Raw genomic sequence first — 23,585 nt, 5'->3', positions numbered from 1 at the left:
CGCTTTTTAAGGCGCCATCCCGCCAAATCTTGGAGGATCAGCATGACGGAACAAAGCGCGAAACTAACTTGGGGTGAAAAGACGGTGGATTTGCCGGTTAAGACCGGAACCATCGGCCCAAGTGTCATTGATATTGGTGCCCTTTATAAGAACACCTCCACTTTCACCTACGATCCTGGCTTCACCTCGACTGCGTCGTGCGAGTCCAGAATCACCTTTATTGATGGCGACGAAGGCGTTCTGCTGCATCGCGGTTATCCGATCGAACAGCTTGCTGAACACGGCGATTTCCTCGAAGTCTGTTACCTGCTGCTCTACGGCGAATTGCCGACCGCAGCCCAGAAGAAAGACTTCGATTACAGGGTCGTGCACCACACCATGGTGCATGAGCAAATGTCCCGCTTCTTCACCGGTTTCCGCCGCGATGCGCATCCGATGGCCGTCATGTGCGGCTGCGTCGGCGCTCTGTCGGCCTTCTATCACGACTCCACCGACATCACCGATCCGCACCAGCGCATGGTCGCAAGCCTGCGCATGATCGCCAAGATGCCGACGCTTGCCGCCATGGCTTACAAGTACCATATCGGCCAGCCCTTCGTTTACCCGAAGAACGATCTCGACTATGCCTCGAATTTCCTGCGCATGTGCTTTGCCGTGCCCTGCGAGGAATATGTAGTCAATCCGGTGCTTGCACGCGCCATGGACCGCATCTTCATCCTGCACGCGGATCATGAGCAGAACGCGTCGACCTCGACGGTTCGTCTCGCTGGCTCTTCCGGCGCCAACCCGTTCGCTTGCGTTGCCGCTGGCATCGCATGCCTCTGGGGCCCGGCTCATGGCGGCGCCAATGAAGCAGCGCTCAACATGCTGACGGAAATCGGCACGGTTGACCGTATTCCGGAATATATCGCCCGCGCCAAGGACAAGAACGATCCGTTCCGTCTGATGGGCTTCGGCCATCGCGTCTACAAGAACTACGATCCGCGCGCCAAGATCATGCAGAAGACGGCGCACGAAGTGCTCGGCGAACTCGGCATCAAGGACGATCCGTTGCTCGACATCGCGATCGAACTGGAACGTATCGCGCTGACCGATGACTATTTCATCGAGAAGAAGCTTTACCCGAACGTCGACTTCTATTCCGGCATCACGCTGAAGGCCCTGGGCTTCCCCACGACCATGTTCACAGTGCTGTTTGCGCTTGCCCGCACCGTCGGCTGGATCGCTCAGTGGAACGAGATGATCGAAGATCCGGAACAGCGTATCGGCCGTCCGCGCCAGCTCTACACCGGCGAACCGCTGCGCGAATACGTTCCGGTTTCCAAGCGTTAAGCCGAAAAACGAGACAACAAAAAACCCGGTCAGAAATGGCCGGGTTTTTTCTTGGACAAGACATCGAGAACGATCGCCGCCGCCTTTTCGCCAGGCGGTTCCTCGGTCTGCATTCGCTGCCAGACCAGATCGTAGCCGTGAAGCATAGCCGCAAGCTCCGGCGTATCATTCGACAAGCGCTCCATATAGCGGGCCAACAGACCGGGACGCAGCACGTCGTTGATCAGCTCGGGCACCACGGCATAATCCGCAATCAAATTCGGCAGAGCCGCCGTCCAGGTTTTGATGCGCGAAAGCACGAACCGGGCGAGCCACTCGGTCTTATAGGCCGAAATGACGGGAACGCCCGCAAGCCCCAATTCCAGAACCACGGTGCCGGAGGCTGCCATTGCAGCATCCGCTTCCGCAAAAGCATTCCACTTGGCATCCTGGCCGACGAAGACATCCGGCTTGACGCTCCAGTTTTCAAGCAGCGAGCGCACCAATGCCTCCTGCCGCGGAACGGTCGGCAAGACATAACGAACGCGATCGCTTCGCCGGCTAAGCTCCAGCACCGCCTGCTCGAAAACCGGCAGAAGCTGGCGAATTTCCGAGGAACGCGATCCGGGAAGCAGCAGGATCGTCTTCTCGCCATCAGGCGCGCTAGGCACCCGAAGCGCACGCAGGCGACGGGTCTCCAGCAGGTTCGGATCCACCGTCAGGCGATGGCCGACATAGGTGGTAGCCGGCCCCGCCAGCCGCTGCATCGCCGCCGGCTCGAAGGGTAGAATGGCGAGGACGTGATCGACATAGGCGAGCATCTTCTGCGCGCGATATTCTTTCCACGCCCACACGCTCGGGCAGACATAGTCGACGACCGGCAGGTCAGGCAGCGCAGCGCGGACCTTCTTGGCGACGCGATGGGTGAAATCCGGGCTGTCTATGATGAGCAGCACGTCAGGCTTGGCCGCGATGATGGCGTCCGCCGTCTGGCGGATACGGGCAAGCAGTTTCGGCAAGCGCTTGATAACCTGCGCAAAACCCATGATCGACAGTTCGGAATAATCGAAAAGCGAACGCAAGCCCTGCGCTTCCAGCGCGTCGCCACCAACGCCGATTAGCTCGATGGGGCCATCGTAGCGTTGCTTCAATGCCGCGACGAGATCGCCGCCAAGCAGATCGCCGGAGACCTCGCCGGCGATGACAGCGAGTTTCAACGGCGCACCGCTCACATGAAGCCCTCCGCGCTGAGGCCACGGTCGATGCCGCAGACGAAAAGCCCGGCTTCGTCGGCAGCCGCGATGACCGCTTCACGTTCCAGGACCAGCGCCCTGCCAGCCTCGACGGCGATGCCGGCAAGGCCGGCTCTCTTGGCGTTGAGTACCGTCGAGACCCCGATCGACGGCAGGTCTGCGCGTACATCCTGCTGAGGCTTGCAGAGCTTCACCAATACGCCGCGACGACGTTTTGATATGCGCCCGTCGGCCCGCAAACCTGCCACACGCTCGATCATCTTGTCCGTGCCCTCGGCGCCTTCGAGTGCCACGACGCGGCCGCCGACGCTGACGGCACCCTGCCCGACATCCAGCAGCCCCAGCGCAACGGCTGCCTTCGCACCTTGCGCAATATCGCGCAGGTCCTCTTCCGATGGCGAGAAACGGCCAAGCGGCCCGGTGGTCGCCAACAAATCCGGTGCGATCTCATGCGCGCCGACGACGCGGACGCCGCCAGCCTCGATCAAGCGGATCACCATCTGCAACACGGCATTATCGCCGCCGGAAAGAAGGGTGCGGATGGTCAACGGCAATTCCTTGATGACGCGCCAGGTCGGGCGCACGTCGCGCCAAGGCGGACGGCGCGCAACACCGCCGGACATCACGACCCGGTCGACCCCATAGCGGCGAAACATCGCCTCCAGGCCGGCAAAATTGCCGACGCCGAGATTGGCATGATCGAAAGCGGACCAATCGCGATCCGCCTCGTCCGTCAGTGCTATGATAACAGGATTTTCACCTGCCTGGCGGGCGGCGTCGGCGACATAGGCCGGCAAAAAGCCGCTGCCTGCGATGATCGCCAGCCTGCCCGTATGGCTTTGACCGCTCGCGGCCACCTCAGCCCTTACCGCGATTGGGCGACGACAATGCGCGATCGCTGTCGGCGGCGATGAAATCGAGGATCTCGATCACTTCCTTGCAATCGGCATATTCAGCGCGGATCGCCGCCGCATTGTCGCGGATCGAACCTTCGCCTTCGAAAATGCTCTTATAGGCGCGGCGAACCGAATGGATGACCGAACGCTCAATTCCGGCCCGGGTCATGCCGACAATGTTGAGGCCCGAGAGCACGCCCGGATTTCCGTTCAGCATGCCATAGGGAATGACGTCGTAGCTCGCGGCGGAGAGACCACCGACGAAAGCTTGCCGACCGATACGGGTAAACTGATGCACCGCGCAGCCGCCGCCGAGGATGACTCGGTCTTCCACGGTGACATGCCCCGCCAGCATCACATTGTTCGACATGATGACATTGTTGCCGACGCGGCAATCATGGGCGACGTGCGAATTGGCAAGGAACAGATTGTCGTTGCCGACGATGGTCTTGCCGCCGTAGTCGGCCGTCCCGGTATTGATCGTCACGCCTTCGCGGATCGTGCAATTCTCGCCGACATCCAGCGTCGTCTCTTCACCACCATGATGCACGCTCTGCGGATCGCCGCCTACGACAGCCATGGGGAATATCTTCGTGCCCTTGCCGATCGTCGTCCGGCCGGTCACGACAGCATGCGTCAGGAGCTGGACGGCATCATGCAGCACGACCTTGGGGCCGACATGGCAGAACGGACCGACGACGACGTTCTCGCCAATGACCGCTCCATCCTCAACAACCGCGAGCTTATGAATGCGCGCGCTTTTTGCAATGCTGCTCATGCCTGCTCTTGGTCCTTCCGTACGATCATCGCGCCGATATCGGCCTCGGCAACCAGCGAACCATCGACCTTGGCGTCGCAATGGAACTTCCAGATCGTACCGCGCTGCTTCAGCTTGACGACATGGAACTCAACACGGTCGCCCGGCACGACCGGCTTGCGGAAACGGGCATTATCGATCGTCATGAAGTAGACGAGATTGCCGCCGATTCCATCCTTGCGGGCGCAGATCGCGCCAGCCGTCTGCGCCATGCCTTCAATCAGCAGCACGCCCGGCATGATCGGAGATTCCGGAAAGTGGCCGGTGAATTGCGGCTCGTTGGCCGTGACGTTCTTGATACCGATGGCGGAGTTATCGCTATCGATCTCAATGATCTTGTCGACCATGAGGAAGGGGTAGCGATGCGGCAAGAGCTTCATGATTTCGATGACGTCTGCCGACGACATCGACGTCTTGGCTTCTTCAGTCATGCTCCGCACCGTCCTTCTTTTCTCTGGCTCCTGATCGCTTTGCGATCTCCGCCGACTCTCTCAGAAAATCCCACAATGGCCGCGCCGGAAGACCAGCATAACGCTCACCCGCTGGAATATTATTCATTACGCCGCTCTTGGCGCCGATCTGAACGCCGTCGCCGATATGAATGTGGCCGTTCAAGCCTGCCTGACCGCCGATCTGCACACCATCGCCGAGCACCGTGCTGCCGGCTATGCCGACCTGGCTGACGATGGCGCAGTGGCGGCCGATGCGGACGTTATGTCCGATCTGTACCTGGTTGTCGATCTTCGTGCCTTCGCCGATGACCGTATCATCCATGGTGCCGCGATCGATCGTGGTGTTGGCGCCGATCTCGACATTATCCTGAATGATGACGCGGCCGATCTGCACGATTTTCACCATGCCGCGCGGCCCCGGCGCATAGCCAAACCCATCCTGGCCGATGCGCGCACCATTGTGAATGATGACGCCATTGCCGAGATAGGAGCAAAGCACACTCGCGCCGCCACCGATCGTGCAATTGCGCCCGATCTTGACGCCCGGCCCGATCATCGCGCCAGATCCGATGCGTGTGCCCTCGCCGATCTCGGCACCAGGCCCGATAACCGCGCACGGCTCAACGCCGACATTCGCCTCAAGCTTGGCGGTTGGATCGATGAAAGCCGCCGGCGAAATCAGCGTTGGCGCAGACGTCAGCGCAACCGGACGCATGGCTTGCGGATGCAGAAGAGCACCCGCCAGCGCGAAATCCGTATGCGGCTTTTTGGAAAGGAGAACCGGGATATGCGCGGGAACGAAAGACTTCAGCGCCGGCAAACAAATGATCGCCGAAGCCCGACAGGTCTCCAATTCCGCACGATTCTTCCGGGAGAGAATGTAGCAAACGTCGCCTTCGCCCGCCCGATAGACGGGAGCGATGGACTTGATGACGACGCCGGCAAAGGCCTCGTCAACAAGCTCCGCCCCAAGATACTCGGCCAGCGCGCTTAGGCTGACGCCATCATGGGGCGGAAAAAAACCGATATGTTCCATAAGCACCAGCTCCAGAACGGTGTTAAGCCCGCAGTTCTGGGCTGCCGATATCAGAACTGGTTGGCGATGCCAAACCGGAAATTCTCGGTCTTGTCGTAATCTTCCTTGAGAACCGGCACAGCATAGTCAACACGGATGACACCGAAGGGCGACGACCAGATCAGACCTGCACCCAGCGAAGCACGGATCGAGCTGTCGTTGTGCAGGACGTCACCGAAGAGATCAGCCTTGTTGCCATAGAGCGTGCCCGCATCGGCAAAGGCTGCGACGCGCAGACCGATATCCTGCGGAACGCCCGGCATCGGCATGCTTGCTTCAGCCGAAGCCGTGAAGTAGGTCGTGCCGCCCAGCGCATCGCCATGCGACGAACGCGGACCAATACCAGCATTTTCGAAGCCGCGGATTTCACGACCACCAAGCGTGAACTGATCGAAGACGTTCAGGTGATCGCCCGTCGGCATGACATAACCGGCGCCGACCGTCAGCGAGCCGATGATGTCGGCTTCGTCGCTGATCATCTTATAGTAACGCGCCTTGCCGCTCAGCTTGTAGAAGTCGGAGTCGCCACCCAGACCCGCATATTCATGCGTGAACTTGGCGATGATACCTTCGCGCGGCAGGTTCTGGTCGTCCAGCGTGTTGTAGGTGAAGGTCTGCGAAATCGTCGACTGAACCCACGGGCTGTTGTTCACGAGGTTCAGGTAGGGAGCAGACAGATTGTTTTCCCAGTCGTTGGTACCGTCGTACTGCAGGCGCTTGTAGTTGTAGCGCAGCGTCGTCGCGAAGTTCTCGGTGATCGGCGCGGTGACGCGCAGCGAGAAGCCTTCTTCCGAATAATCGTAGAAATCATCGCTCGAGGTCTGGTTCCGGAAGATGTCGAAGCCGGCAGCCAGACGATAGCCGAGGAAATAGGGCTCGGTGAACGAGATGTTATAGGTACGGTTGCCTTCCGTGCCGGCACCAGCAGCAATACGGATGTACTGGCCACGACCCAGGAAGTTCTTTTCTTCGACCGAAGCCTCCAGCAGCAGGCCGCCATTGTTGCCGACAGCGTAACCAGCACCGATACCGAACGAACCGGTCGGCTGGTCTTCGACGTTGACGATCACGACGACACGGTCCGGAGCGCTGCCCTGGGCGGTGGTGATATCAACCTTGGTGAAATAGCCGAGCGCGTCGAGACGGCGCTTGGCGCGGGTGATCATTTCCTGGTTGAAAGCGTCGCCTTCATTGAGGTCGAACTCGCGGCGAATGACGTAATCGCGCGTGCGGGTGTTGCCGCGGATTTCGATGCGCTCGACATAGGCGCGCTCGCCCTGGTCGACGAGATATTCGATACCGATCGTGTGGCCAGTCAGGTCACGATTGCCGCGTGGCGTGATGCGGGCAAAGGGATAGCCGGCAGCAGCGACGCGCTTGGAAATATTTTCGATCGAGGTCTGGATGTCCTTGGCGCTGTAGACATCACCCTTATGCGTAATGACCAGGCTCTTCAGGTCATCGGCGTTGACGCCTTCGACCGTCGAGACGACGTTGATGTCGCCATAGGTGTAGCGCGGACCTTCATCGACGTTGAAGTTCAGCGTGTATTCGTTGGTCTGCTCGTTCAGCGTCGCATCGGCACTAACGACGCGGAAATCGGCATAACCGTGATTGTAGTAGAACTGACGCAGCGCATCCTGGTCGGCCTGCTGGCGTTCCGGGCTGTAGACGTCCTTGCGGGTCAGGAACGACAGGAAGTTGCTCTTCTTGGTGCTGATCACCGAAGCAAGACGGCCACTGCTGTAAGCCTGGTTGCCCGAGAAATTGACCTTGTCGATCTTGGTGCGGTCACCTTCGTTGATGACGAAGGCCACATTGATGCGGCCCTGCGCGACCGGCACGGTCTGCGTCGTCACCTGGACTTCATTACGGCCGATTGCGGCGTAAGCGTCCTTGATGGTCTTGATGTCAGCCTGAACCTGGCTCTCGTTGTAAGGGCCGGCCGCGTGGGTCTGAACGATGCCCTGAAGCTTGTCGTCCTTGATCTTGTGGTTGCCGTTGAAGACCACGGCATTGATCAGCAGGTTTTCCTTGACGGAAATGACCAGCGTGCTGCCAGAGACGGTTACGTGTACATCGGAGAAGTATCCGGTCGCATAAAGCTGCTTTACCGAATTGTCGATGTCGGCTGGCGAGAAGCTCTTGCCAGGCTTGATCGTGATATTGTCGCGAACAGCCTCGGGACCAACGCGTTCAGCTCCCCTGACATCAACCCGCTGAATAACAGCGGCTTCTGCGACTGAGGCAGAAGCAAGGGTGATAACACCAGCGCCCGACGCAACAACACCAGCAGACAGCGCTACCGCCGACACTGCGTTCAAAAATCTTGAACCAGCCTTCATTTTCACTTCTTACCTTTTTATCAGTCGTCCCCAGCCCCGAGCGAACCCGATTCCGGCCACGTGTGTCGTTTTACCCGCTTTTGACATACAAGCAAGGGAGCAAGTTAATTTCTGTTTACTTCATTTCAAACCGTGGCTCATTCGCCACTACAGCTTTGAAACATCGTAAATAAATCGTAATTTCCTCTACTGCCCCATCAGCCTATCCTGGAGCTGATGTCGTTCCATGTCGCAAACACCATGAGTGACAGGACCATCGCAAAACCAATTCGAAAAGCGATGTCTTGTGCCCGAGCACCCAGCGGTTTTCCCCTTACGGCTTCAATCGCATAGAACATCAAGTGCCCGCCATCAAGTACCGGCACCGGCATCAAATTTAATAACCCAATGGAAACAGAAAGTATGGCGGCGAATTGGAGCACCGCCGAAAAGCCCAGGGTTGCCATCTGCCCGGAAAGCTGAGCCACCCGAATGGGGCCGCCGAGCTGATCCGCCTTCATGTAGCCGCCGATGACATTGCCGAGATATTCGAAGGTGCCGGACACGATATTGCCGGTCTGTCTGACGCCTTCGCCCAGCGCCTGGAACGGACCATATGCCTCATAACGGAGCTTGATGGGCTTCTGGCCGTCAGTAATCCCGATGCTGCTGATCTGCGTCTGGTTGCCGAAGGCATCGGGCTCTTCGGTTTTCTTCGGAAGTATTTGAACGTCGCGTGTGCCACCGCTGCGCTCGACGGACAACACCACCGGCTTGTCCGCACCGGATGCCAAATAACGCTGCACGTCGCCGATGGAATCGACCACATGCCCATCCACGGAGAGGATACGGTCGCCAAGCGCGAGACCGGCCTGTTGCGCCGGGCTGTCCGGTGCGATCGAAGCGACGAGCGGGTCGATCGGCGAAATACCGATGCTACCGACGTCCTTCTTCTTTCCAGAGGCGTCGGTCGCGCTCAACGTTTCCGGCACCATCGGAAAATCACGGATCTGACCGTTGCGTTCGACCGTCAAGACGAGGCTCTTGCCGGGGCGATCGCCGACGTAGCGGGCGATATCATAGTAGGTCGCGACATTGTTGCCGTCGACGGCGACCAGGCGGTCACCCGCCTGCACGCCCGCCTGCGCTGCCGGTCCACCCGGCTCAACCGCCGTCACCAGCGGATCGACGAGCGCGATGCCGATGCGTCCCATTTCCATCTTGTTGCCGAACTGATCTGTGTCTTCCACGAGCTTCGGCAGGATGCTGAAATCGCGCTTCTGGCCGTCGCGCTCGACGGACAGCACGATATTGCGACCGGGACGCAGGCCGACATAGCGCTGCACCTCATCGAACGTCGTCACCTTGTTGCCATCGATGGCAACAAGACGGTCGCCTGGCTCGATTCCCGCTTCAGCGGCGGCACCGCCGCGCATGACCACGGCGACGACCGGATCAGCGACGGTGCGGCCATAGACGCCAAAGAGTACGGCGAAGATTGCGATGGCGAGAATGAAATTGGCGATCGGGCCGGCCGCAACGGTGGCCGCCCGCTTCCAGAGCTTGGCGCCGGCGAAGGACCGGGCGCGCTCCTCCTCGGTCATGGCCGCGAGCTGATCGACATCGGTCTTGCTCGAGGCATCCTCGTCGCCGAAGAAGCGGACATAGCCGCCGAGCGGAATGATTGACAGCTTCCAGCGCGTACCATGGCGGTCGGTAAAACCAGCGACTTCCGGACCGAAGCCGATCGAAAAGGCCATGATGCGGATACCGGACCAACGGCCAACCAGATAGTGACCCATTTCGTGCACGAAAACGAGCAAAGACAGTACGAAAACAAACGTTATGACGTTGTTCGTCAAGAAGCCGATAATGCCTGCCACGCTACCCATGCACGATCCTGTTCGCGTTGATTTCAGACACCGAGCAGAACGCCGCCCAATGACATAGTCTCGCCGCTTATTGTCAGCGATATTACGATAGCCAAGAAAAACGCTGCAAAACAAGCAAAAATTAGTCCGTCGACCCGGTCCATGACGCCGCCATGGCCGGGAATCAGGTGGCTGGAGTCTTTGACTCCGAAGCGGCGCTTGATGAAAGACTCGAAAAGATCGCCGATCTGGCTGCAGATTGACAGCACCAGAGTGAGCGCAGGAATCCATAAACCATCTGCCGAGAAAAAGCTCCAGACGACCGCTGTTCCGGCAATCACCGCGGCAATGGCCCCGCCGATCGCGCCCGACCAGGTCTTGCCCGGCGATATGCGCGGCGCAAGCTTCGGCCCGCCGATGGCGCGGCCAACGAAATAGGCAAAAATATCCGTCGCCCAAACGGTGGCGAAGATGAACAGCATCAGCACGAAGCCGCGCAGATCGTCATCCCGGATCTCGGCAAGGGCGATTGCCGTCAATCCCGCATAGAATATTCCGCCGGGCAGCCACCAGCTTTTGCTACGCATGGCGACCATGATCGCCGTGACCGCAACAAAGATGATCAGCAATTCGAGGGAATAGACGGATTCCGCCGCTAGTGTCGCGCTGGCTATCAGCAGGAGGCCGAGCCAGCCAAGCGCATTGCCCTGCGGATCGCGACCATGCAGGTCCGTTATCGTAGACCATTCATAGTAGACGAGCAAGCCGATCGCCGCCGCCAGGATACGAAAGCTCAGACCGCCATACCAAGTCGCAGCCAGAACGACCGCGGCAAGAACGATGCCGGAAATGATGCGCAGCCTGAGTTCACGGCTCATCAGGACCCCACGGCCGCCGCCTGTTTGGCGGAAAGCCCGCCAAAGCGCCGATCACGCGCGGCGTATTTTTCCAGCGCGGAGAAGAAGAGGTCCCGGCTGAAATCCGGCCAGTACTCCGGCATGAACATGAATTCCGAATAGGCCGCCTGCCAAAGAAGGAAGTTCGACAGCCGCTCTTCGCCGCTGGTGCGGATGATGAGATCAGGATCAGGGATTCCGGCCGTATCCAGTCGTGCATCGATCAATTCGGGACGAATATCCTGCGGGCGCAGGCGCCCGGCTTCGACGTCCTTGGCCAGGCTGACGAAAGCGCGGGTGATCTCGTCGCGCGAGCCATAGTTGAAGGCGATGATCAGCGTCAGCGCGGTATTGTCCTTGGTGGTCTCTTCCGCTTCGATCAACAGCGGCAAGATATCGCTGCGCAGATTGTAGCGGTCGCCGATCACGCGGATGCGGACATTCTGGCGATGCAGTTCCGCAAGGTCCCGCCGAATGAACGCCTTGAGCAGGCCGAGAAGGTCGCTCACTTCAGTCTCCGGGCGGCGCCAATTCTCCGAGGAAAAGGCAAAGAGCGTCAGATATTTTATACCGACATCCCCTGCCGCCCGTACCGTTTCGCGCACCGCCTCCACGCCCTTACGGTGGCCCATGGTGCGCGGCAGGCCGCGCGCGTTGGCCCAACGCCCGTTGCCATCCATGATGATGGCGAGGTGATCGGGTATGGCAGAGAACGTGGGAACTGACATATGGATCCGGTTTCGTTCGGCAGGAAATGCTCCAGGACTTCAAATCTAGCGCACCCTCACCGCTTTCAATGTTTCTTGATCGAAAGCGGGATGCTCTAGTGGCAATCAGACCTGCATGATTTCCTTTTCTTTGTCGGCTAGCAAGCGGTCGATATCCGAAATCGTATCGTCCGTCATCTTCTGCACACGCTCAGACTGAGCGCGGCTTTCATCCTGACCGATTACACCGTCCTTTTCGGCCTTTTTGAGACCGTCCATGCCATCCCGGCGGACATGGCGAATCGCCACCTTCGCCTTCTCGGCATATTCATGGGCAACCTTGACCAGCGAGCGACGGCGCTCCTCGTTGAGTTCCGGCAGCGGAATACGCAGATTTTGGCCATCGACGATCGGGTTGAGGCCGAGATTGGATTCGCGGATCGACCGCTCGACGGCGCCGACCATCGACTTATCCCAAACGGAAACGGTCAGCATGCGCGGCTCGGGTACGGTGATGTTGGCAACTTGGTTCAGCGGCATGCGCGAACCATAGGCTTCAACCGTGACCGGATCGAGAATGTTGGCGGACGCGCGGCCGGTGCGCAGCGAGGCGATATCGCTCTTGAATGCCGCGATGGCGCCGTCCATGCGGCGCTTCAGTTCCTTGAGGTCGGTGCCTTCACTCATGTTTTTATACTCCCGTGTAATAGGCGGCGCCGGGAAGGCCCGGTGCCACAGGAACGTCAATTGTCGGATACGATGGTCTTACGACCGCCGCCGGTCAAGATTTCTGCGAAACCGCCCTTTTCGTGAATGGAAAAGACGACGATCGGAATTGAATTTTCCCGTGCAAGCGCCACGGCGGCCACATCCATGACGGCGAGCCCCTTTTCCAGCACCTGGCTGTGGGTCAGATGTTCGAAACGCTCGGCATCCGGGAACTTCTTCGGATCGGCGGAATAGATGCCATCGACCTGCGTGCCCTTGAAGATTGCTTCGGCGCCCATTTCGGCGGCGCGCAGCGCAGCGGCGGAATCGGTGGTGAAAAAGGGATTGCCGGTGCCGCCGGCAAAGATCACCACGCGGCCCAGCGAGAGATGATAGAGCGTCGCACGCTGCGAGAAGCTTTCGCAGATCTCCGGCATGGAAATGGCTGACAGCACCACCGTGTCGATATCCAGCTTGCGCAGCGAGGTGGCCAGCGCCAGCGCGTTGATGATGGTGCCGAGCATGCCCATGTGGTCGCCGGTTACGCGGTCTCCGCCCTTGGAGGCCACGGCAACGCCGCGGAAGATATTGCCGCCGCCGACGACGACGCCGACCTCGACACCCATTTCGCGCGCTGCGGCAATATCGGATGCAATGCGGTCAGCGACGGTAACGTCGATACCGAACCCCTGGCTGCCCATCAGAGCTTCGCCGGAGGCCTTGAGCAATACGCGCTTGTAGATCGGCTGGGACATTGTCGCTCCTTGAAGTGATCGCGGGGTAATAGTGAAAGCCGGATACACGAAGGGCACCGCGTTGTCACGCGATGCCCACGGGTTTCCCCTGATATGGTTTCACCTATCTGGGATATGGTTTCGTTTCGTCAACAGACGAAATGAATTCGTTGATCAGCCCTTGGCGGCAGCGGCGACTTCGGCAGCGAAGTCGGTCTCTTCCTTCTCGACGCCTTCGCCGAGAAGAAGACGGGCCATGCCGGTGATTTCGATCGGCGCACCGGCGGTCTTTTCAGCTTCCTTGATGGCAGCGGCGACGGTCAGGTCCGGGTTGATGACGAAAGCTTGCGACAGAAGAGCGACTTCTTCGAAGAACTTGCGCATGCGGCCTTCGACCATCTTTTCGATGATGTTGTCCGGCTTGCCGGAGGCGCGGGACTGCTCGATGAAGACGTTGCGTTCGCGCTCGGCGACGGCAGCGTCAACTTCTTCCGGACGGATGGCGAGCGGGTTCGTAGCAGCAATGTGCATGGCAACCTGGCGGCCGATCGACGTCAGAACGGCCTTGTCACCGACGGACTTCAGGGCAACCAGAACGCCGAGCTTGCCGATACCGTCGCCAGCAGCGTTGTGGATGTAGGTCGCCACGACGCCGTGCTCAACTTCCAGCTTGACCGCGCGACGAAGCGCCATGTTTTCGCCGATGGTTGCAATCGCGTCCTTGATGGTGTCGACAACCGGCTTGCCGGATGCGGGATAGGTCGCAGCCGAAATGGCTTCGACAGTGCCGTTGGTGGACAGCGCAACTTCGGCGATGCCGCGAGCAAGATCCTGGAAGGCATCGTTACGGGCAACGAAGTCGGTTTCAGAGTTGAGCTCGACGACGACGGCCTTGTGACCGGCGCCGGCAATGGCGACCAGGCCTTCAGCGGCGGTGCGGCCGGACTTCTTGTCGGCCTTGGAGATGCCCTTGGCGCGCAGCCAGTCGATCGCGGCTTCGATATCCCCGTTCGTCTCGGTCAGCGCCTTCTTGCAGTCCATCATGCCTGCGCCAGACTTTTCGCGCAGTTCTTTCACCAGTGCAGCCGTAATCTCGGTCATAAGCTTCCTCTTGTCGGTTCATACGGTGCGGCAAACGGCGTTAAGCCGAAGCGGCACCGATTTGAGGGACGAAATGTACCCGTAAGTATGACAGCGTTATGAAGCAGCGTCATACTGTGGAATTCTGTTTGGAACATGCCTGGATTTTCCGCCTACAGCGCCACGCGTCATGGTGACGCGTAAAGGTCGCTGTAGCACTTTAAATCTGCTGCATAATTTACCCTTAAATCGATTCCGATTTAAGGAATTATGCAGTAGGCCAGCAGTTACCAAAAACGCGATAAGGCCGCTCGAACTCCTTGAAGTCGCAAACGGCCTTATCCCGGATATCAATACGCTCGGGCGGACAAGCTTCTGCCCGCCACAAGACGCGATCAGGCTTCGGTGCCGTCCGCCAGTGTCGGCTCGACCGGAGCTTCAACGGAAGCGCCGAGGTCGCGGCCGGATGCGCTCTGCTGGCGGGCGATGCCGTCGATGGCAGCGCGCGAGATCAGGTCGCAGTAGAGAGCGATGGCGCGCGAAGCGTCGTCGTTACCCGGGATCGGATAGTCGATCAGGTCCGGATCGCAGTTCGAGTCGATGATGGCGACGACCGGAATGCCGAGGCGCTTGGCTTCGTCGATCGCGATCTTTTCCTTGTTGGTGTCGATGATGAACATCAGGTCCGGGGTGCCGCCCATATCGCGGATACCGCCGAGAGCCTTGTCCAGCTTTTCGCGCTCGCGCTCAAGGTTCAGACGTTCCTTCTTGGTGAAGCCCTGGGCTTCGCCGTTGAGGATTTCGTCGAGCTTGCGCAGACGCTGAATGGAATTCGAAATCGTCTTCCAGTTGGTCATCATGCCGCCGAGCCAGCGGGCGTTGACGTAGTACTGGGCCGAGCGCTTGGCGCTGTCGGCGATCAGTTCGGACGCCTGACGCTTGGTGCCGACGAACAGAACGCGGCCGCCACGGGCAACGGTGTCGCTGACAACCTGCAGGGCGCGGCTCAGCAGCGGAACCGTCTGGGCGAGGTCGATGATGTGGATGTTGTTACGATCGCCGAAGATGTACGGCTTCATCTTCGGGTTCCAGCGATGCGTCTGGTGGCCGAAGTGAACACCAGCTTCCAGAAGCTGACGCATAGAAAAATCAGGCAATGCCATGCCTTTGACTCCTTTTCCGGTTGAACCTCCGCAAGGCGAACAGCATCCTCTTCGAAGATGCCACCGGGCGGAACGATCCGGATTTCTCCCGGACAATCCCATGCCTTACGTGTGGAATGCGGCTGCCCATACATTCGATTTGCCGGGAATGCAAGGCTTAGGTGGAAAAAATACGGCAGACCCCTGCCCTTTAGCTCGCCACCTTGTCGAGCAACGCCAGCATGACGTTGGCGTCCGGCATTGGCAAGACCGCGTCGATCTCGGCCGGCAGCAGGCCTGCAATCGCATCATGTGCATTACCGGTCGCCGTGCCCAATGGCCCGCGGAAGCCGTGCTTGGTCCAGGCGAGTTCCTGCAGCTTCGGCCTTGTCAGCGCATCCATCATCCGGTTGGCGGTTTCATCCACGACGATCAGAGGATGCGACGAATAGACGGTCGGATGCGGATAAAGCACAACCGGCTTTGCCGTGGAGCTCGATTGAACGCGCTTCCACCGTCCGGGATCGGCGATGATCCATTCGACCAACTGATTCTCGTAGCCGACGATCATCGGTTCGCCGCCGAGCCCGCCGGCGAGATATTGATCGAAAAGCTTGCCTGATGACGGCGACTTGAAGCCCATATTGCGGAAGATCATCTGCGCCTTGTCGCCCGACCGCGCGAGATCGGCGACCGTCGCGACGTTGCCGGCAAACAGGCTCAGTACCAATCCGGCAAACATGAAGCCGGAATTGGAGCGATTCGGATCGGTCGAGACGATGCGCGCCTGCCCGTAGAGCGCGTCGACCCCGAGCTTGGACCAATTCGTTCCAGCAAGGACGGCATCGAGCAATGCCTTCAGATCAAGCTGATGCTGTCCGGTGGGCGTCACGGTGACCAGCCCGGCTTTCATCAACCCGTCGACCACCGGCTGCCAGGTGTAGACGACGACCGGCGTGTTCAGCACGACGCGGTCGTCGCGGATCTTGACGCCGCGCTGCCGGGCGATATCGACCATGATCGAGGACGACGGCCAAAGGAAAGCAGGATTCTGCGACAGAAGTGCCTGCTCGCGCACCATCTCGACGGAGCCGGCCACACGGCTGTCTATATCCAGTCCGTATCCATGCAGAGCGCCGACAACATCCTCGTCCGCCAGAAACGCCACCTTCTCACCGCCGATGAAGCCGAAGAGCTTCGTGCGGTTGCCGAGCAGTCCCTGGAACTCCGGCCGGTCCTTCACGGCGAAATAGCCACCGGTGCCGGCAACGCCGGTAGCAAGAAGTCCCACTCCAAAGGCGCGGCGAGAGATAGCCATCAGCGTCCGATATCCTCTTTGAGCGAGGCCTGTATGAGGCGCAGCTCGGTGTCCAGCGTATCGAGCCTGTCGTCGACGAGACTGTCCGAATAGTGCACGAAGGCATCCTCGAGTTTGGTGAGCACCAGCTCAACGTCCTGCAATCGTTTCTGGTCCGGCACGCGCTTGGCCTCGAGCGTGGCGAAACCCTCGGCGACTTCGGCCGCTCGCGGCAGGTAATAGCTGAGGAAGCGCCGCACGGTGCCGGCGCTTTCCGGGCTCGCCTCCACCTTGGCAAAGACATCGGCGGCGATTTCGGCCAGATGCCGCACGCGCTTTGCCGTCTCTTTGTTGGCGATGTGATCCGCCGAGACTTCCAGCCTTTGCGCTGCCGGTGCGGCCGCACTCAAAAGATCGCGCGCGAAATCGAGACGTCCCTTGCCGATGGCTTTCGCATCCAGACCTTCGAAAAGCCGACGCGGCGACAATGTAAAGATGAGGCCTGTAAAGACGAGCAGACCGATGACGGCCGCGATCCACAACGGCATCTTCGCAAAGAAGCTCAAGACGGGAACGACGATCGCGGCGGTAAGCCCCGCCACGATCCAATTCCAGTCATTGCCGAACCAATTGCGCATCGGTGTCCTAGTTGTAGCCACGCACCGCGCGGAAGGCGCTGACGAGATCGCCACGACCATCGAACACACGCCCCGATGTCGCCTTGGTCAAGGCATCGAGCTGCGACTTGTCGGCGTCGCCAAAGGTGATGCCGAAGACCGGCACATGCGGGTTGGTTGCCATCCACTCACTCAGAAAATCGCGGCTCGCATCATCGGACTTTCCGTCGGTCATGATGACGATCGCCGGCAGATAGGACGAAAGATTTTGGGTATCCTTCATGCGCTCAAGCGCCCTGCTTGCGCAAGCATACATATCGGTGCCGCCATCGGCATGCTGCAGCGACACTTTATCGACAAGGTTCTTCTGTTGTGCGGGGTCGCCCGTGGCCAAAAGCGTCGTCCGTACGCGGCTGTCGAACGGAATGACCATGATGCGGTCCGCCGGCGTCCATTGCGCCAGCACCTTTCCGGTTTCATCCGGATTGAACAGGAACCGCATGGCAGCCTGCAATTGATTTTCGCCCGTGCCTCCCATGGAGCCGGAGAAATCCAGGCAAAGGGCCGTGAGCGACGGCTTACGCAATGCGCCCTGGTAGAGATCGAGCGCCTGGCGAATCACGGTCGGCTCCGGCATGCGGATCGCGGTCACCAACCGGCTCGGGTCGAAATTCCAACTCGGGTCCCCTTTCGTCACAGCATCTCCCAATGGAATGCGTCGGCCGGTGTCGGCAATGCGCTTCTGCACGGGTGCGGACCGCAAATAGGCGACCAGTTCGTTGAAGAAAGTTTCGACCTCGGGTCCTCGTCCGTGATCGATGAAGCCGATCGGTGAGTCCGCGATCGCCACGCCATCGGCCGGATAGATCGCATAAAGCGGCTCCTTGCCCATGCCGATAAGCTTGTCGTTGGTCTCCTTCAGCACCGCCTCGTAGTTCCACATGGCATCGTAGAGCGTGCCCTGGCCAGCAGAATCCGTATAGAGGTCCGCGAGCCAGCCGGAGGAACCCGACGAGCGTTCGACCCCGGCAAGCAGCGCCCTGACGGTACCCTGAACCTCCGGCTTGTCGAGATCGCCCGGCTCGATGACAGGCTTGTTGCCGAGCGCGCTGGAGAGCATGGCGAGATAGGCGCTGGCGCCCGAATTGGACTGGGTTGCCGAGGTCATGAGAAATTTCAGCGAGCCGTTTTTCACCGCCGCCAAGATGTCCTTCATGAACACAGGCTTGCCGATCCAGCCGAGCGCCTGCGCCTTCGATTTGCGCACGCCGAGGATAACGGGCGTCTGCGCCACCGAGGTCAGCGTCTTCACGCGGCGTTTGGTGTCGAACATATCGACCCAGACGCTCGATGCCGGCCAGACGGCGTCCTGCTCGACGCCAGTTTCGCTCTGCAGCGCCAGCCCGATATCCAGCGTGCCTTCGTAGGTGAAGCTGCAGGTGGCGTTCTTCTGTTTGCAGAATTCTTCGACGATCGGCTGGATAACCGTGTTTTCCGAGCCGGAGACGATCGAGAACTTCGGACCTTTGCCGCCGGCATCGCAGCCCGCCAAGGCGAGCGCCGCCGTCAGCGCCAGGCCGGTGAGAAGTGTGCGGATCATCATGCCGCTCATCGTGCCTCGATCATCGCCTTTTTGAGTTCGACGGTCATTCTCTCCATTTGCTGCTCGGCCTCGGCCCGCTTCCTGCGGCCTTCTTCCTGCACCTTCAGGACACCGCCGATCGTATCGATCAGGTCGCGGTTGGCGGCGGCGAGCGTATCGATATCGACGATACCGCGCTGCGATTGCTGTTCGATGGCAATCGCCTGGTCCTTCATCATCTCGGATGCCTGGCGGATCATCTCGTTGGTGGCGTCAGTCACCGTCTTCTGCAATTCGAGCGCCGATTTCTGCCGCGACAGCCCGAGCAGGATCACCATCTTCTGCTTCCAGGCCGGCACCGTCAGCGCCGATGTCGCCTGCAGATTCTCGATCAGCGTTTCGTCGCCGGCCTGCACGATGCGGATCTGCGGCAATTGCTGAATGCCGAGCTGGCGGGCCTGCTGCAGGTAGAATACCCGCTTCTCCAGCCTGTCGAGGGCCTGCAGGCTGTCCTGATAGGTCTGCGCCTCCAGCATGCCGCCGCCGGGATTGGCAGCCGCGGCATCAGCAGCGCTTTTCAGCTTCGGCAGTTCGACACTGCGGAAATGCTCTGCAAACGTCTTGCCCGCCTGCACGTAGGCGTCGAGCTGCAGGATCGACCGCTTTGTCTCCTCATGGAGATCATCGAGAAGTGCGATGTCGCGGCGCAGCGTATCCTTGTGCCGGTCGAGCTCGAGACCGATGCGATCGATCTGGCCGGCCACATCCTCGAACTCCTCCTTGAAGCGTTCCAACCTCGCCTTGAAGGACGAGAAAATCTTGGAAAGAAAGCCCTCATCCTTCAGCGATGCCGGGTCGAGCTTCTTCGACTTGATGATGATATCGGTCAGCAGCTTGCCGACCTCACCAAGATCGCGATTGCGGACCTCGCGGAGAATCCGGTCGGAATAGTCGGAGACGGACTGCTGGGCACGGTCCCCATAGACCGAAATACCGGCGCGGTCGTTCAAATCGATGGTATCGCCGATGCGGGCAATTTCCGCCGGATCGGCCGTGACAACCGGCAAAGCAGCGTTAGAGGCAGGGGCGAGATCGGTATTGGCCATAGGTCGTGCTTTCTCGTCTATCAACACGGGACCTGTCTGCGGAAGCCTGCCGATTATTCCCACAATAAGCGACGCGGCCCGCATGGCCCGCTACAATTCCAGATCGGCACAGCGGGACATGAGACTCACTCACGGGCGTGCCGGATGCACCCCAGAATAGTGAAGCTTCGAATACAATTTTATGACGAAGATTTTGCCCTGTGGCTTGGCGCCGTGGCCAAGCCTATTGGCAGGCCTTGGTGTCGAGCACTTCAAGCTTGGAAAGCTTGCCGGTCAGCACGAAGTCACCATAGTCCATGGTGAGGTCGCGGGTGATGCCGTTTTCATAGAGCTTGAACGACATGCGATAGACCGGGATGGCGTCGCCCTTGGATTTGTCGTTGAAATAGGCAACGGTCACCGGCCAGAACGGTGTTTTCGCGAACATACCGGCCTTGTCGGCATCGGGATCGTCGGTGGCGGGCGTCGACTGCTTGCCGACGACGGTTGTTGCGATCAACGACTTGTCGCCATCGTCGGAGCCGTCGAAAACCTCGGCTTCGAAGAAATTCCTGCCGAGCTTCGCATTATGAATGATGTCGAGCATATGTTCTGTCGGAAAGCGGCTCTGAATGAGCTCGACCTGCTTGGCCTGCGGCTGGGTCAAATCGACCTTGATGCCCTTCTGGTCGTCCGCCGCCGCACCACGCACGTCCTTATCGAGCTGGTCGTCCGTATAGGATTTGGTCTCGAAGCGGAAAACGCGCTTGGTGAGATCCTCGAATGTGGTCGTCTGCTGATCGCTGACGCGTGTCGTGTCACCCGTGTCGATCTGCGTGACGAAGCGGAAATTGGTGGTGAAACCGGTGCAATCGGAGCCGTCGAACTCATAGACCATACGGCCGAACATGCCGGCGATACCAGACCGGTCGGAAGCGTCCTTCAGTTCGAGATCATAGACGGCGCGATGCGCGATCAACCCGCTTGGACCTGCCGCCATGGCGGATGCGCCCAGAGACGCGACGCCTAAACTCGAAACAACAACGGCGGCAAGACTCGAGCGGAACATTCATTATCTCCTGTTGGACTCGCACGCGATGCTATAAGAACGCTTCGGCTAGAGTGAGGCGGACCGTCATCAATTCGTCATCTCACTCTGCCTTTTGATTTGGCGTGATCTCGTCCAAGATCGCTTCTGGTATTTCGGGATCGTGCTTAAATCGAGGCTGCCTTTCCCGGCAAAGGGAATCTAAGCTTGATGCCGGATTTTTGAAGATTTTACAACAAAACGGGAGATGAAAATGTCCGACGCCATCGAGAGCCGTCTGAAGGAGCTTGGCATCGTCCTGCCGCAGGCTGCCGCGCCAGCCGCCAACTATGTGCCCTATGTCATCAGCGGCAATCTTCTTTATCTGTCCGGGCAGTTGCCGATGGAAAACGGCAAGCTTGGTGTCACCGGCCTCCTCGGTAGGGATGTCGACGTTGCCGGCGGCCAACGCGCTGCCGAGCTTTGCGCCATCAATATTCTCGCCCAGGCAAAGGCAGCCCTGGACGGCGATCTCGGCCGCATCAAGCGCATCATCAAGCTGAACGGCTTCGTCGCCTCGGCACCCGAATTCGTCGAACAACATCTTGTGATCAACGGTGCCTCCAATCTTCTGGCAAATGTACTTGGCGACGCTGGCAAGCATGCGCGCGCTGCGGTCGGCATGGCAGCACTGCCGCTGAATGCCGCCGTCGAAATCGATGCCATCATGGAAATTGCATAATGAGCAAGATTGCCTGGCTTACCGAACGTCCTGTCGCCCATCGCGGCTTTCACGACATGAACAAGCAGGTTTGGGAAAACACCTTGTCGGCTTTTGGCCGCGCGATCGAGGCGGGTTTTTCCATCGAATGCGATCTCCATTACGCCGCCGACGGCGTTCCGGTCGTCTTTCACGATGACGATCTGCAGCGCGTCTGCAATCTTCCCGGCCAGCTTCGTGACCGGACCTCGGCCGAACTCGGCCTGCTCTCGGTCGGCGGCACCAACGACAAGGTCCCGACGCTGAAACAGCTCCTCAAGCTCTGCGACGGCAAGGTGCCGTTGGTGCTGGAGCTGAAGGGCCGCGAAGGTGACGATGAGGGCTTTGCGGAATCCGTGCTGGAAGTCCTGGAGGGCTATAACGGTCATGTCGCGCTGATGAGCTTCGACCATTGGCTGCTCAAGGACCTGAAGGCGCTCAACGCGCCCTACCCTGTCGGCCTGACGGCGGATGGAAATGAGCCCGAGACATTTTTTAAGCATGACGAAGCCATGCAGCTTGGGCTAGACTTCATCTCGTATTTCTATGGCCACCTGCCGAACCCCTTCATCACGGCGCAGCGCCAGCGCGGCATCCCGGTCATCACCTGGACCGTGCGCGACGAAGCGGCCCGCAAACACACATTTGCCAACGCAGATCAAATGACCTTCGAAGGGTTCGACCCAAGGGAGAGCCCTGCCTTTCCTTCCTAACAGACGAATTTGATGACAGACGAATTATCCATTCGAGTCGAGCGTTCTTTCAAAAACATTGCTCCGGAGGGCTGGTCCAAGCTCGCCGGGGCGTCGAGGACGGGTACGGTGCGGCCGTATAATCCGTTTGTCTCGCATGCCTTTTTGTCATCCCTGGAGGAGTCGGGCTCCGCCACCGACAAGACCGGCTGGCTCGGCAATCACCTGTTGCTCGAAACCGACAGCGGCGAATTGATCGGCGCCGTCCCCGGTTATCTCAAGAATCATAGCCAGGGTGAATATGTCTTCGATCACGGCTGGGCCGATGCCTTCGAGCGCGCGGGCGGCCGTTATTATCCGAAGCTGCAGTGCTCCATTCCCTTCACGCCGGCAACCGGCCCGCGCCTGCTTGTAGCCGAGGGACAGGATCGCGATGTGATTCAGCCGGCGCTGGCCGAAAGCCTGAAGGAGGTGACCCGGCAGCTCGGCGTCTCCTCCGCCCACATCACCTTCCTTCCGGAAGACGAGATTTCCGTCTTCGAAGGCGATGGCTACCTGCATCGTACCGACCAGCAGTTCCATTTCATCAATGATGGTTATCCCAACCATGACGCCTTCCTTGAAACACTGGCGTCGCGCAAGCGCAAGGCGCTGAAAAAGGAGCGTCGCGCCGCCCTTGAAGGCGGCATCAGCATCGACTGGCTAACGGGTAGCGATCTCACCGAGCGTATCTGGGACCAGTTCTTCGCTTTCTATATGGATACCGGCAGCCGCAAATGGGGCCGGCCCTATCTCACCCGCAAGTTCTACTCGCTGATCGGCGAGCGGATGGCCGACGATATCCTGCTGGTGATGGCCAAGCGCGAGGGCCGCTATATCGCCGGCGCCATCAACTTCATCGGCGGCGAAACGCTCTATGGGCGGCACTGGGGATGCGTCGAAGATCATCCCTACCTGCACTTCGAAGTCTGCTATCATCAGGCGATCGATTTCGCGCTGGCCAAGGGGCTGAAGCGCGTCGAAGCCGGCGCGCAGGGCGAACACAAGCTCGCCCGCGGCTATCTGCCGGTCATCACGCATTCGGCGCATTATATCGGCCATCAAGGCTTGCGCCGCGCCGTTGCCGACTATCTCAGACACGAGCGCGAGCAAGTTGAGGAGATGAGTGAGATCCTGGCCGAGCACAGCCCCTTCCGCAAAGGCGAGCGGCAAGATATCTAGCTGCTCTGGACAATTATAATCGGAAGACGAGGAGACCC

Annotated in this window: 22 protein-coding genes; 4 read left to right on the top strand and 18 right to left on the bottom strand. The window is 59.6% G+C overall.

The genetic code is table 11. The features are described from left to right. Nucleotides 1-42 precede the first annotated feature (42 nt). Nucleotides 43-1,332, top strand: a complete 1,290-nt coding sequence (gltA, locus tag C9E91_RS09055) for a citrate synthase (protein ID WP_107107945.1) — start codon at nucleotides 43-45, stop codon at nucleotides 1,330-1,332. Nucleotides 1,333-1,361: 29 nt separating this feature from the next. Here the strand turns inward: gltA and lpxB are convergent, their stop codons facing one another. The 18 genes from lpxB to C9E91_RS08965 form a co-directional block, all read right to left on the bottom strand. Then, on the bottom strand, nucleotides 1,362-2,543 hold the full coding sequence (gene lpxB, locus C9E91_RS09050) for a lipid-A-disaccharide synthase (RefSeq protein ID WP_107107944.1): 1,182 nt from the start codon (nucleotides 2,541-2,543) through the stop codon (nucleotides 1,362-1,364). Then, nucleotides 2,540-3,421 (bottom strand): LpxI family protein, encoded by an 882-nt coding sequence (locus tag C9E91_RS09045; protein WP_107107943.1) that lies wholly within the window; start codon nucleotides 3,419-3,421, stop codon nucleotides 2,540-2,542. The genes lpxB and C9E91_RS09045 overlap by 4 nt, the downstream gene beginning before the upstream one ends. A gap of 1 nt (nucleotide 3,422) precedes the next feature. Beyond that, nucleotides 3,423-4,238, bottom strand: coding sequence for an acyl-ACP--UDP-N-acetylglucosamine O-acyltransferase (lpxA, locus tag C9E91_RS09040; protein ID WP_107107942.1), 816 nt, complete (start codon nucleotides 4,236-4,238; stop codon nucleotides 3,423-3,425). Then, a complete protein-coding gene (gene fabZ / locus C9E91_RS09035; RefSeq protein ID WP_107107941.1) occupies nucleotides 4,235-4,708 on the bottom strand; it encodes a 3-hydroxyacyl-ACP dehydratase FabZ in 474 nt (157 codons plus the stop codon). The genes lpxA and fabZ overlap by 4 nt, the downstream gene beginning before the upstream one ends. Beyond that, nucleotides 4,701-5,765 carry a UDP-3-O-(3-hydroxymyristoyl)glucosamine N-acyltransferase gene (gene lpxD / locus C9E91_RS09030; RefSeq protein WP_107107940.1) on the bottom strand — a complete coding sequence of 355 codons (1,065 nt, stop codon included), beginning with the start codon at nucleotides 5,763-5,765 and terminating at the stop codon, nucleotides 4,701-4,703. The genes fabZ and lpxD overlap by 8 nt, the downstream gene beginning before the upstream one ends. A 50-nt stretch (nucleotides 5,766-5,815) precedes the next feature. Continuing rightward, nucleotides 5,816-8,149 (bottom strand): outer membrane protein assembly factor BamA, encoded by a 2,334-nt coding sequence (bamA, locus tag C9E91_RS09025; protein ID WP_107107939.1) that lies wholly within the window; start codon nucleotides 8,147-8,149, stop codon nucleotides 5,816-5,818. Nucleotides 8,150-8,346: 197 nt separating this feature from the next. Further along, entirely contained in the window at nucleotides 8,347-10,020 is a 1,674-nt protein-coding gene (gene rseP, locus C9E91_RS09020) for an RIP metalloprotease RseP (RefSeq protein WP_107107938.1), read from the bottom strand. Between the two features lie 23 nt (nucleotides 10,021-10,043). Then, on the bottom strand, nucleotides 10,044-10,877 hold the full coding sequence (locus C9E91_RS09015; RefSeq protein ID WP_107107937.1) for a phosphatidate cytidylyltransferase: 834 nt from the start codon (nucleotides 10,875-10,877) through the stop codon (nucleotides 10,044-10,046). Next, nucleotides 10,877-11,623 (bottom strand): isoprenyl transferase, encoded by a 747-nt coding sequence (locus C9E91_RS09010; RefSeq protein WP_107107936.1) that lies wholly within the window; start codon nucleotides 11,621-11,623, stop codon nucleotides 10,877-10,879. The genes C9E91_RS09015 and C9E91_RS09010 overlap by 1 nt, the downstream gene beginning before the upstream one ends. A gap of 105 nt (nucleotides 11,624-11,728) precedes the next feature. Next, a complete protein-coding gene (frr, locus tag C9E91_RS09005; protein WP_028755025.1) occupies nucleotides 11,729-12,289 on the bottom strand; it encodes a ribosome recycling factor in 561 nt (186 codons plus the stop codon). Nucleotides 12,290-12,345: 56 nt separating this feature from the next. Continuing rightward, nucleotides 12,346-13,065, bottom strand: a complete 720-nt coding sequence (pyrH, locus tag C9E91_RS09000) for a UMP kinase (protein WP_107107935.1) — start codon at nucleotides 13,063-13,065, stop codon at nucleotides 12,346-12,348. Nucleotides 13,066-13,218: 153 nt separating this feature from the next. Then, nucleotides 13,219-14,145, bottom strand: coding sequence for a translation elongation factor Ts (tsf, locus tag C9E91_RS08995; RefSeq protein ID WP_107107934.1), 927 nt, complete (start codon nucleotides 14,143-14,145; stop codon nucleotides 13,219-13,221). Nucleotides 14,146-14,519: 374 nt separating this feature from the next. Then, nucleotides 14,520-15,287: a 30S ribosomal protein S2 gene (rpsB, locus tag C9E91_RS08990; RefSeq protein WP_028755022.1), complete on the bottom strand. Its 768-nt coding sequence runs from the start codon at nucleotides 15,285-15,287 to the stop codon at nucleotides 14,520-14,522. A gap of 190 nt (nucleotides 15,288-15,477) precedes the next feature. Further along, nucleotides 15,478-16,584, bottom strand: coding sequence for a substrate-binding domain-containing protein (locus tag C9E91_RS08985; RefSeq protein ID WP_107107933.1), 1,107 nt, complete (start codon nucleotides 16,582-16,584; stop codon nucleotides 15,478-15,480). Further along, complete coding sequence (locus C9E91_RS08980) at nucleotides 16,584-17,201, bottom strand: 5-bromo-4-chloroindolyl phosphate hydrolysis family protein (protein WP_107107932.1); 618 nt, start codon at nucleotides 17,199-17,201, stop codon at nucleotides 16,584-16,586. The genes C9E91_RS08985 and C9E91_RS08980 overlap by 1 nt, the downstream gene beginning before the upstream one ends. Nucleotides 17,202-17,208: 7 nt before the next feature. Further along, nucleotides 17,209-18,783, bottom strand: coding sequence for a substrate-binding domain-containing protein (locus C9E91_RS08975; protein ID WP_107108138.1), 1,575 nt, complete (start codon nucleotides 18,781-18,783; stop codon nucleotides 17,209-17,211). Between the two features lie 5 nt (nucleotides 18,784-18,788). After that, on the bottom strand, nucleotides 18,789-19,868 hold the full coding sequence (locus C9E91_RS08970) for a toxic anion resistance protein (RefSeq protein ID WP_107107931.1): 1,080 nt from the start codon (nucleotides 19,866-19,868) through the stop codon (nucleotides 18,789-18,791). Between the two features lie 223 nt (nucleotides 19,869-20,091). Beyond that, nucleotides 20,092-20,916, bottom strand: a complete 825-nt coding sequence (locus C9E91_RS08965; protein ID WP_107107930.1) for a cell envelope integrity EipB family protein — start codon at nucleotides 20,914-20,916, stop codon at nucleotides 20,092-20,094. Nucleotides 20,917-21,148: 232 nt separating this feature from the next. Between C9E91_RS08965 and C9E91_RS08960 the strand changes: the two genes are divergently transcribed. The 3 genes from C9E91_RS08960 to C9E91_RS08950 are packed head-to-tail and all read left to right on the top strand — an operon-like array spanning nucleotide 21,149 to nucleotide 23,547. Further along, nucleotides 21,149-21,616, top strand: a complete 468-nt coding sequence (locus tag C9E91_RS08960) for a RidA family protein (RefSeq protein WP_107107929.1) — start codon at nucleotides 21,149-21,151, stop codon at nucleotides 21,614-21,616. Next, complete coding sequence (locus C9E91_RS08955; protein ID WP_107107928.1) at nucleotides 21,616-22,347, top strand: glycerophosphodiester phosphodiesterase; 732 nt, start codon at nucleotides 21,616-21,618, stop codon at nucleotides 22,345-22,347. The genes C9E91_RS08960 and C9E91_RS08955 overlap by 1 nt, the downstream gene beginning before the upstream one ends. Nucleotides 22,348-22,359: 12 nt before the next feature. Further along, entirely contained in the window at nucleotides 22,360-23,547 is a 1,188-nt protein-coding gene (locus C9E91_RS08950; RefSeq protein ID WP_107107927.1) for a GNAT family N-acetyltransferase, read from the top strand. Nucleotides 23,548-23,585 lie beyond the last annotated feature (38 nt).

The sequence above is a fragment of the Rhizobium sp. SEMIA4064 genome (genome assembly GCF_003025035.1).
GTDB classification, from domain to species: Bacteria; Pseudomonadota; Alphaproteobacteria; order Rhizobiales; family Rhizobiaceae; genus Rhizobium; species Rhizobium paranaense.
This window is presented reverse-complemented; position numbering and strand designations above follow the sequence as displayed.

Excerpts from the sequence above, each read along its gene's own strand:
- gltA (WP_107107945.1), top strand. The coding sequence starts at position 43 with ATGACGGAACAAAGCGCGAAACTAACTTGGGGTGAAAAGACGGTGGAT.
- lpxA (WP_107107942.1), bottom strand. The coding sequence starts at position 4,238 with ATGAGCAGCATTGCAAAAAGCGCGCGCATTCATAAGCTCGCGGTTGTT.
- fabZ (WP_107107941.1), bottom strand. The coding sequence starts at position 4,708 with ATGACTGAAGAAGCCAAGACGTCGATGTCGTCGGCAGACGTCATCGAA.
- lpxD (WP_107107940.1), bottom strand. The coding sequence starts at position 5,765 with ATGGAACATATCGGTTTTTTTCCGCCCCATGATGGCGTCAGCCTAAGC.
- bamA (WP_107107939.1), bottom strand. The coding sequence starts at position 8,149 with ATGAAGGCTGGTTCAAGATTTTTGAACGCAGTGTCGGCGGTAGCGCTG.
- rseP (WP_107107938.1), bottom strand. The coding sequence starts at position 10,020 with ATGGGTAGCGTGGCAGGCATTATCGGCTTCTTGACGAACAACGTCATA.
- C9E91_RS09015 (WP_107107937.1), bottom strand. The coding sequence starts at position 10,877 with ATGAGCCGTGAACTCAGGCTGCGCATCATTTCCGGCATCGTTCTTGCC.
- C9E91_RS09010 (WP_107107936.1), bottom strand. The coding sequence starts at position 11,623 with ATGTCAGTTCCCACGTTCTCTGCCATACCCGATCACCTCGCCATCATC.
- frr (WP_028755025.1), bottom strand. The coding sequence starts at position 12,289 with ATGAGTGAAGGCACCGACCTCAAGGAACTGAAGCGCCGCATGGACGGC.
- pyrH (WP_107107935.1), bottom strand. The coding sequence starts at position 13,065 with ATGTCCCAGCCGATCTACAAGCGCGTATTGCTCAAGGCCTCCGGCGAA.
- tsf (WP_107107934.1), bottom strand. The coding sequence starts at position 14,145 with ATGACCGAGATTACGGCTGCACTGGTGAAAGAACTGCGCGAAAAGTCT.
- rpsB (WP_028755022.1), bottom strand. The coding sequence starts at position 15,287 with ATGGCATTGCCTGATTTTTCTATGCGTCAGCTTCTGGAAGCTGGTGTT.
- C9E91_RS08985 (WP_107107933.1), bottom strand. The coding sequence starts at position 16,584 with ATGGCTATCTCTCGCCGCGCCTTTGGAGTGGGACTTCTTGCTACCGGC.
- C9E91_RS08980 (WP_107107932.1), bottom strand. The coding sequence starts at position 17,201 with ATGCGCAATTGGTTCGGCAATGACTGGAATTGGATCGTGGCGGGGCTT.
- C9E91_RS08975 (WP_107108138.1), bottom strand. The coding sequence starts at position 18,783 with ATGATGATCCGCACACTTCTCACCGGCCTGGCGCTGACGGCGGCGCTC.
- C9E91_RS08970 (WP_107107931.1), bottom strand. The coding sequence starts at position 19,868 with ATGGCCAATACCGATCTCGCCCCTGCCTCTAACGCTGCTTTGCCGGTT.
- C9E91_RS08965 (WP_107107930.1), bottom strand. The coding sequence starts at position 20,916 with ATGTTCCGCTCGAGTCTTGCCGCCGTTGTTGTTTCGAGTTTAGGCGTC.
- C9E91_RS08960 (WP_107107929.1), top strand. The coding sequence starts at position 21,149 with ATGTCCGACGCCATCGAGAGCCGTCTGAAGGAGCTTGGCATCGTCCTG.
- C9E91_RS08955 (WP_107107928.1), top strand. The coding sequence starts at position 21,616 with ATGAGCAAGATTGCCTGGCTTACCGAACGTCCTGTCGCCCATCGCGGC.
- C9E91_RS08950 (WP_107107927.1), top strand. The coding sequence starts at position 22,360 with ATGACAGACGAATTATCCATTCGAGTCGAGCGTTCTTTCAAAAACATT.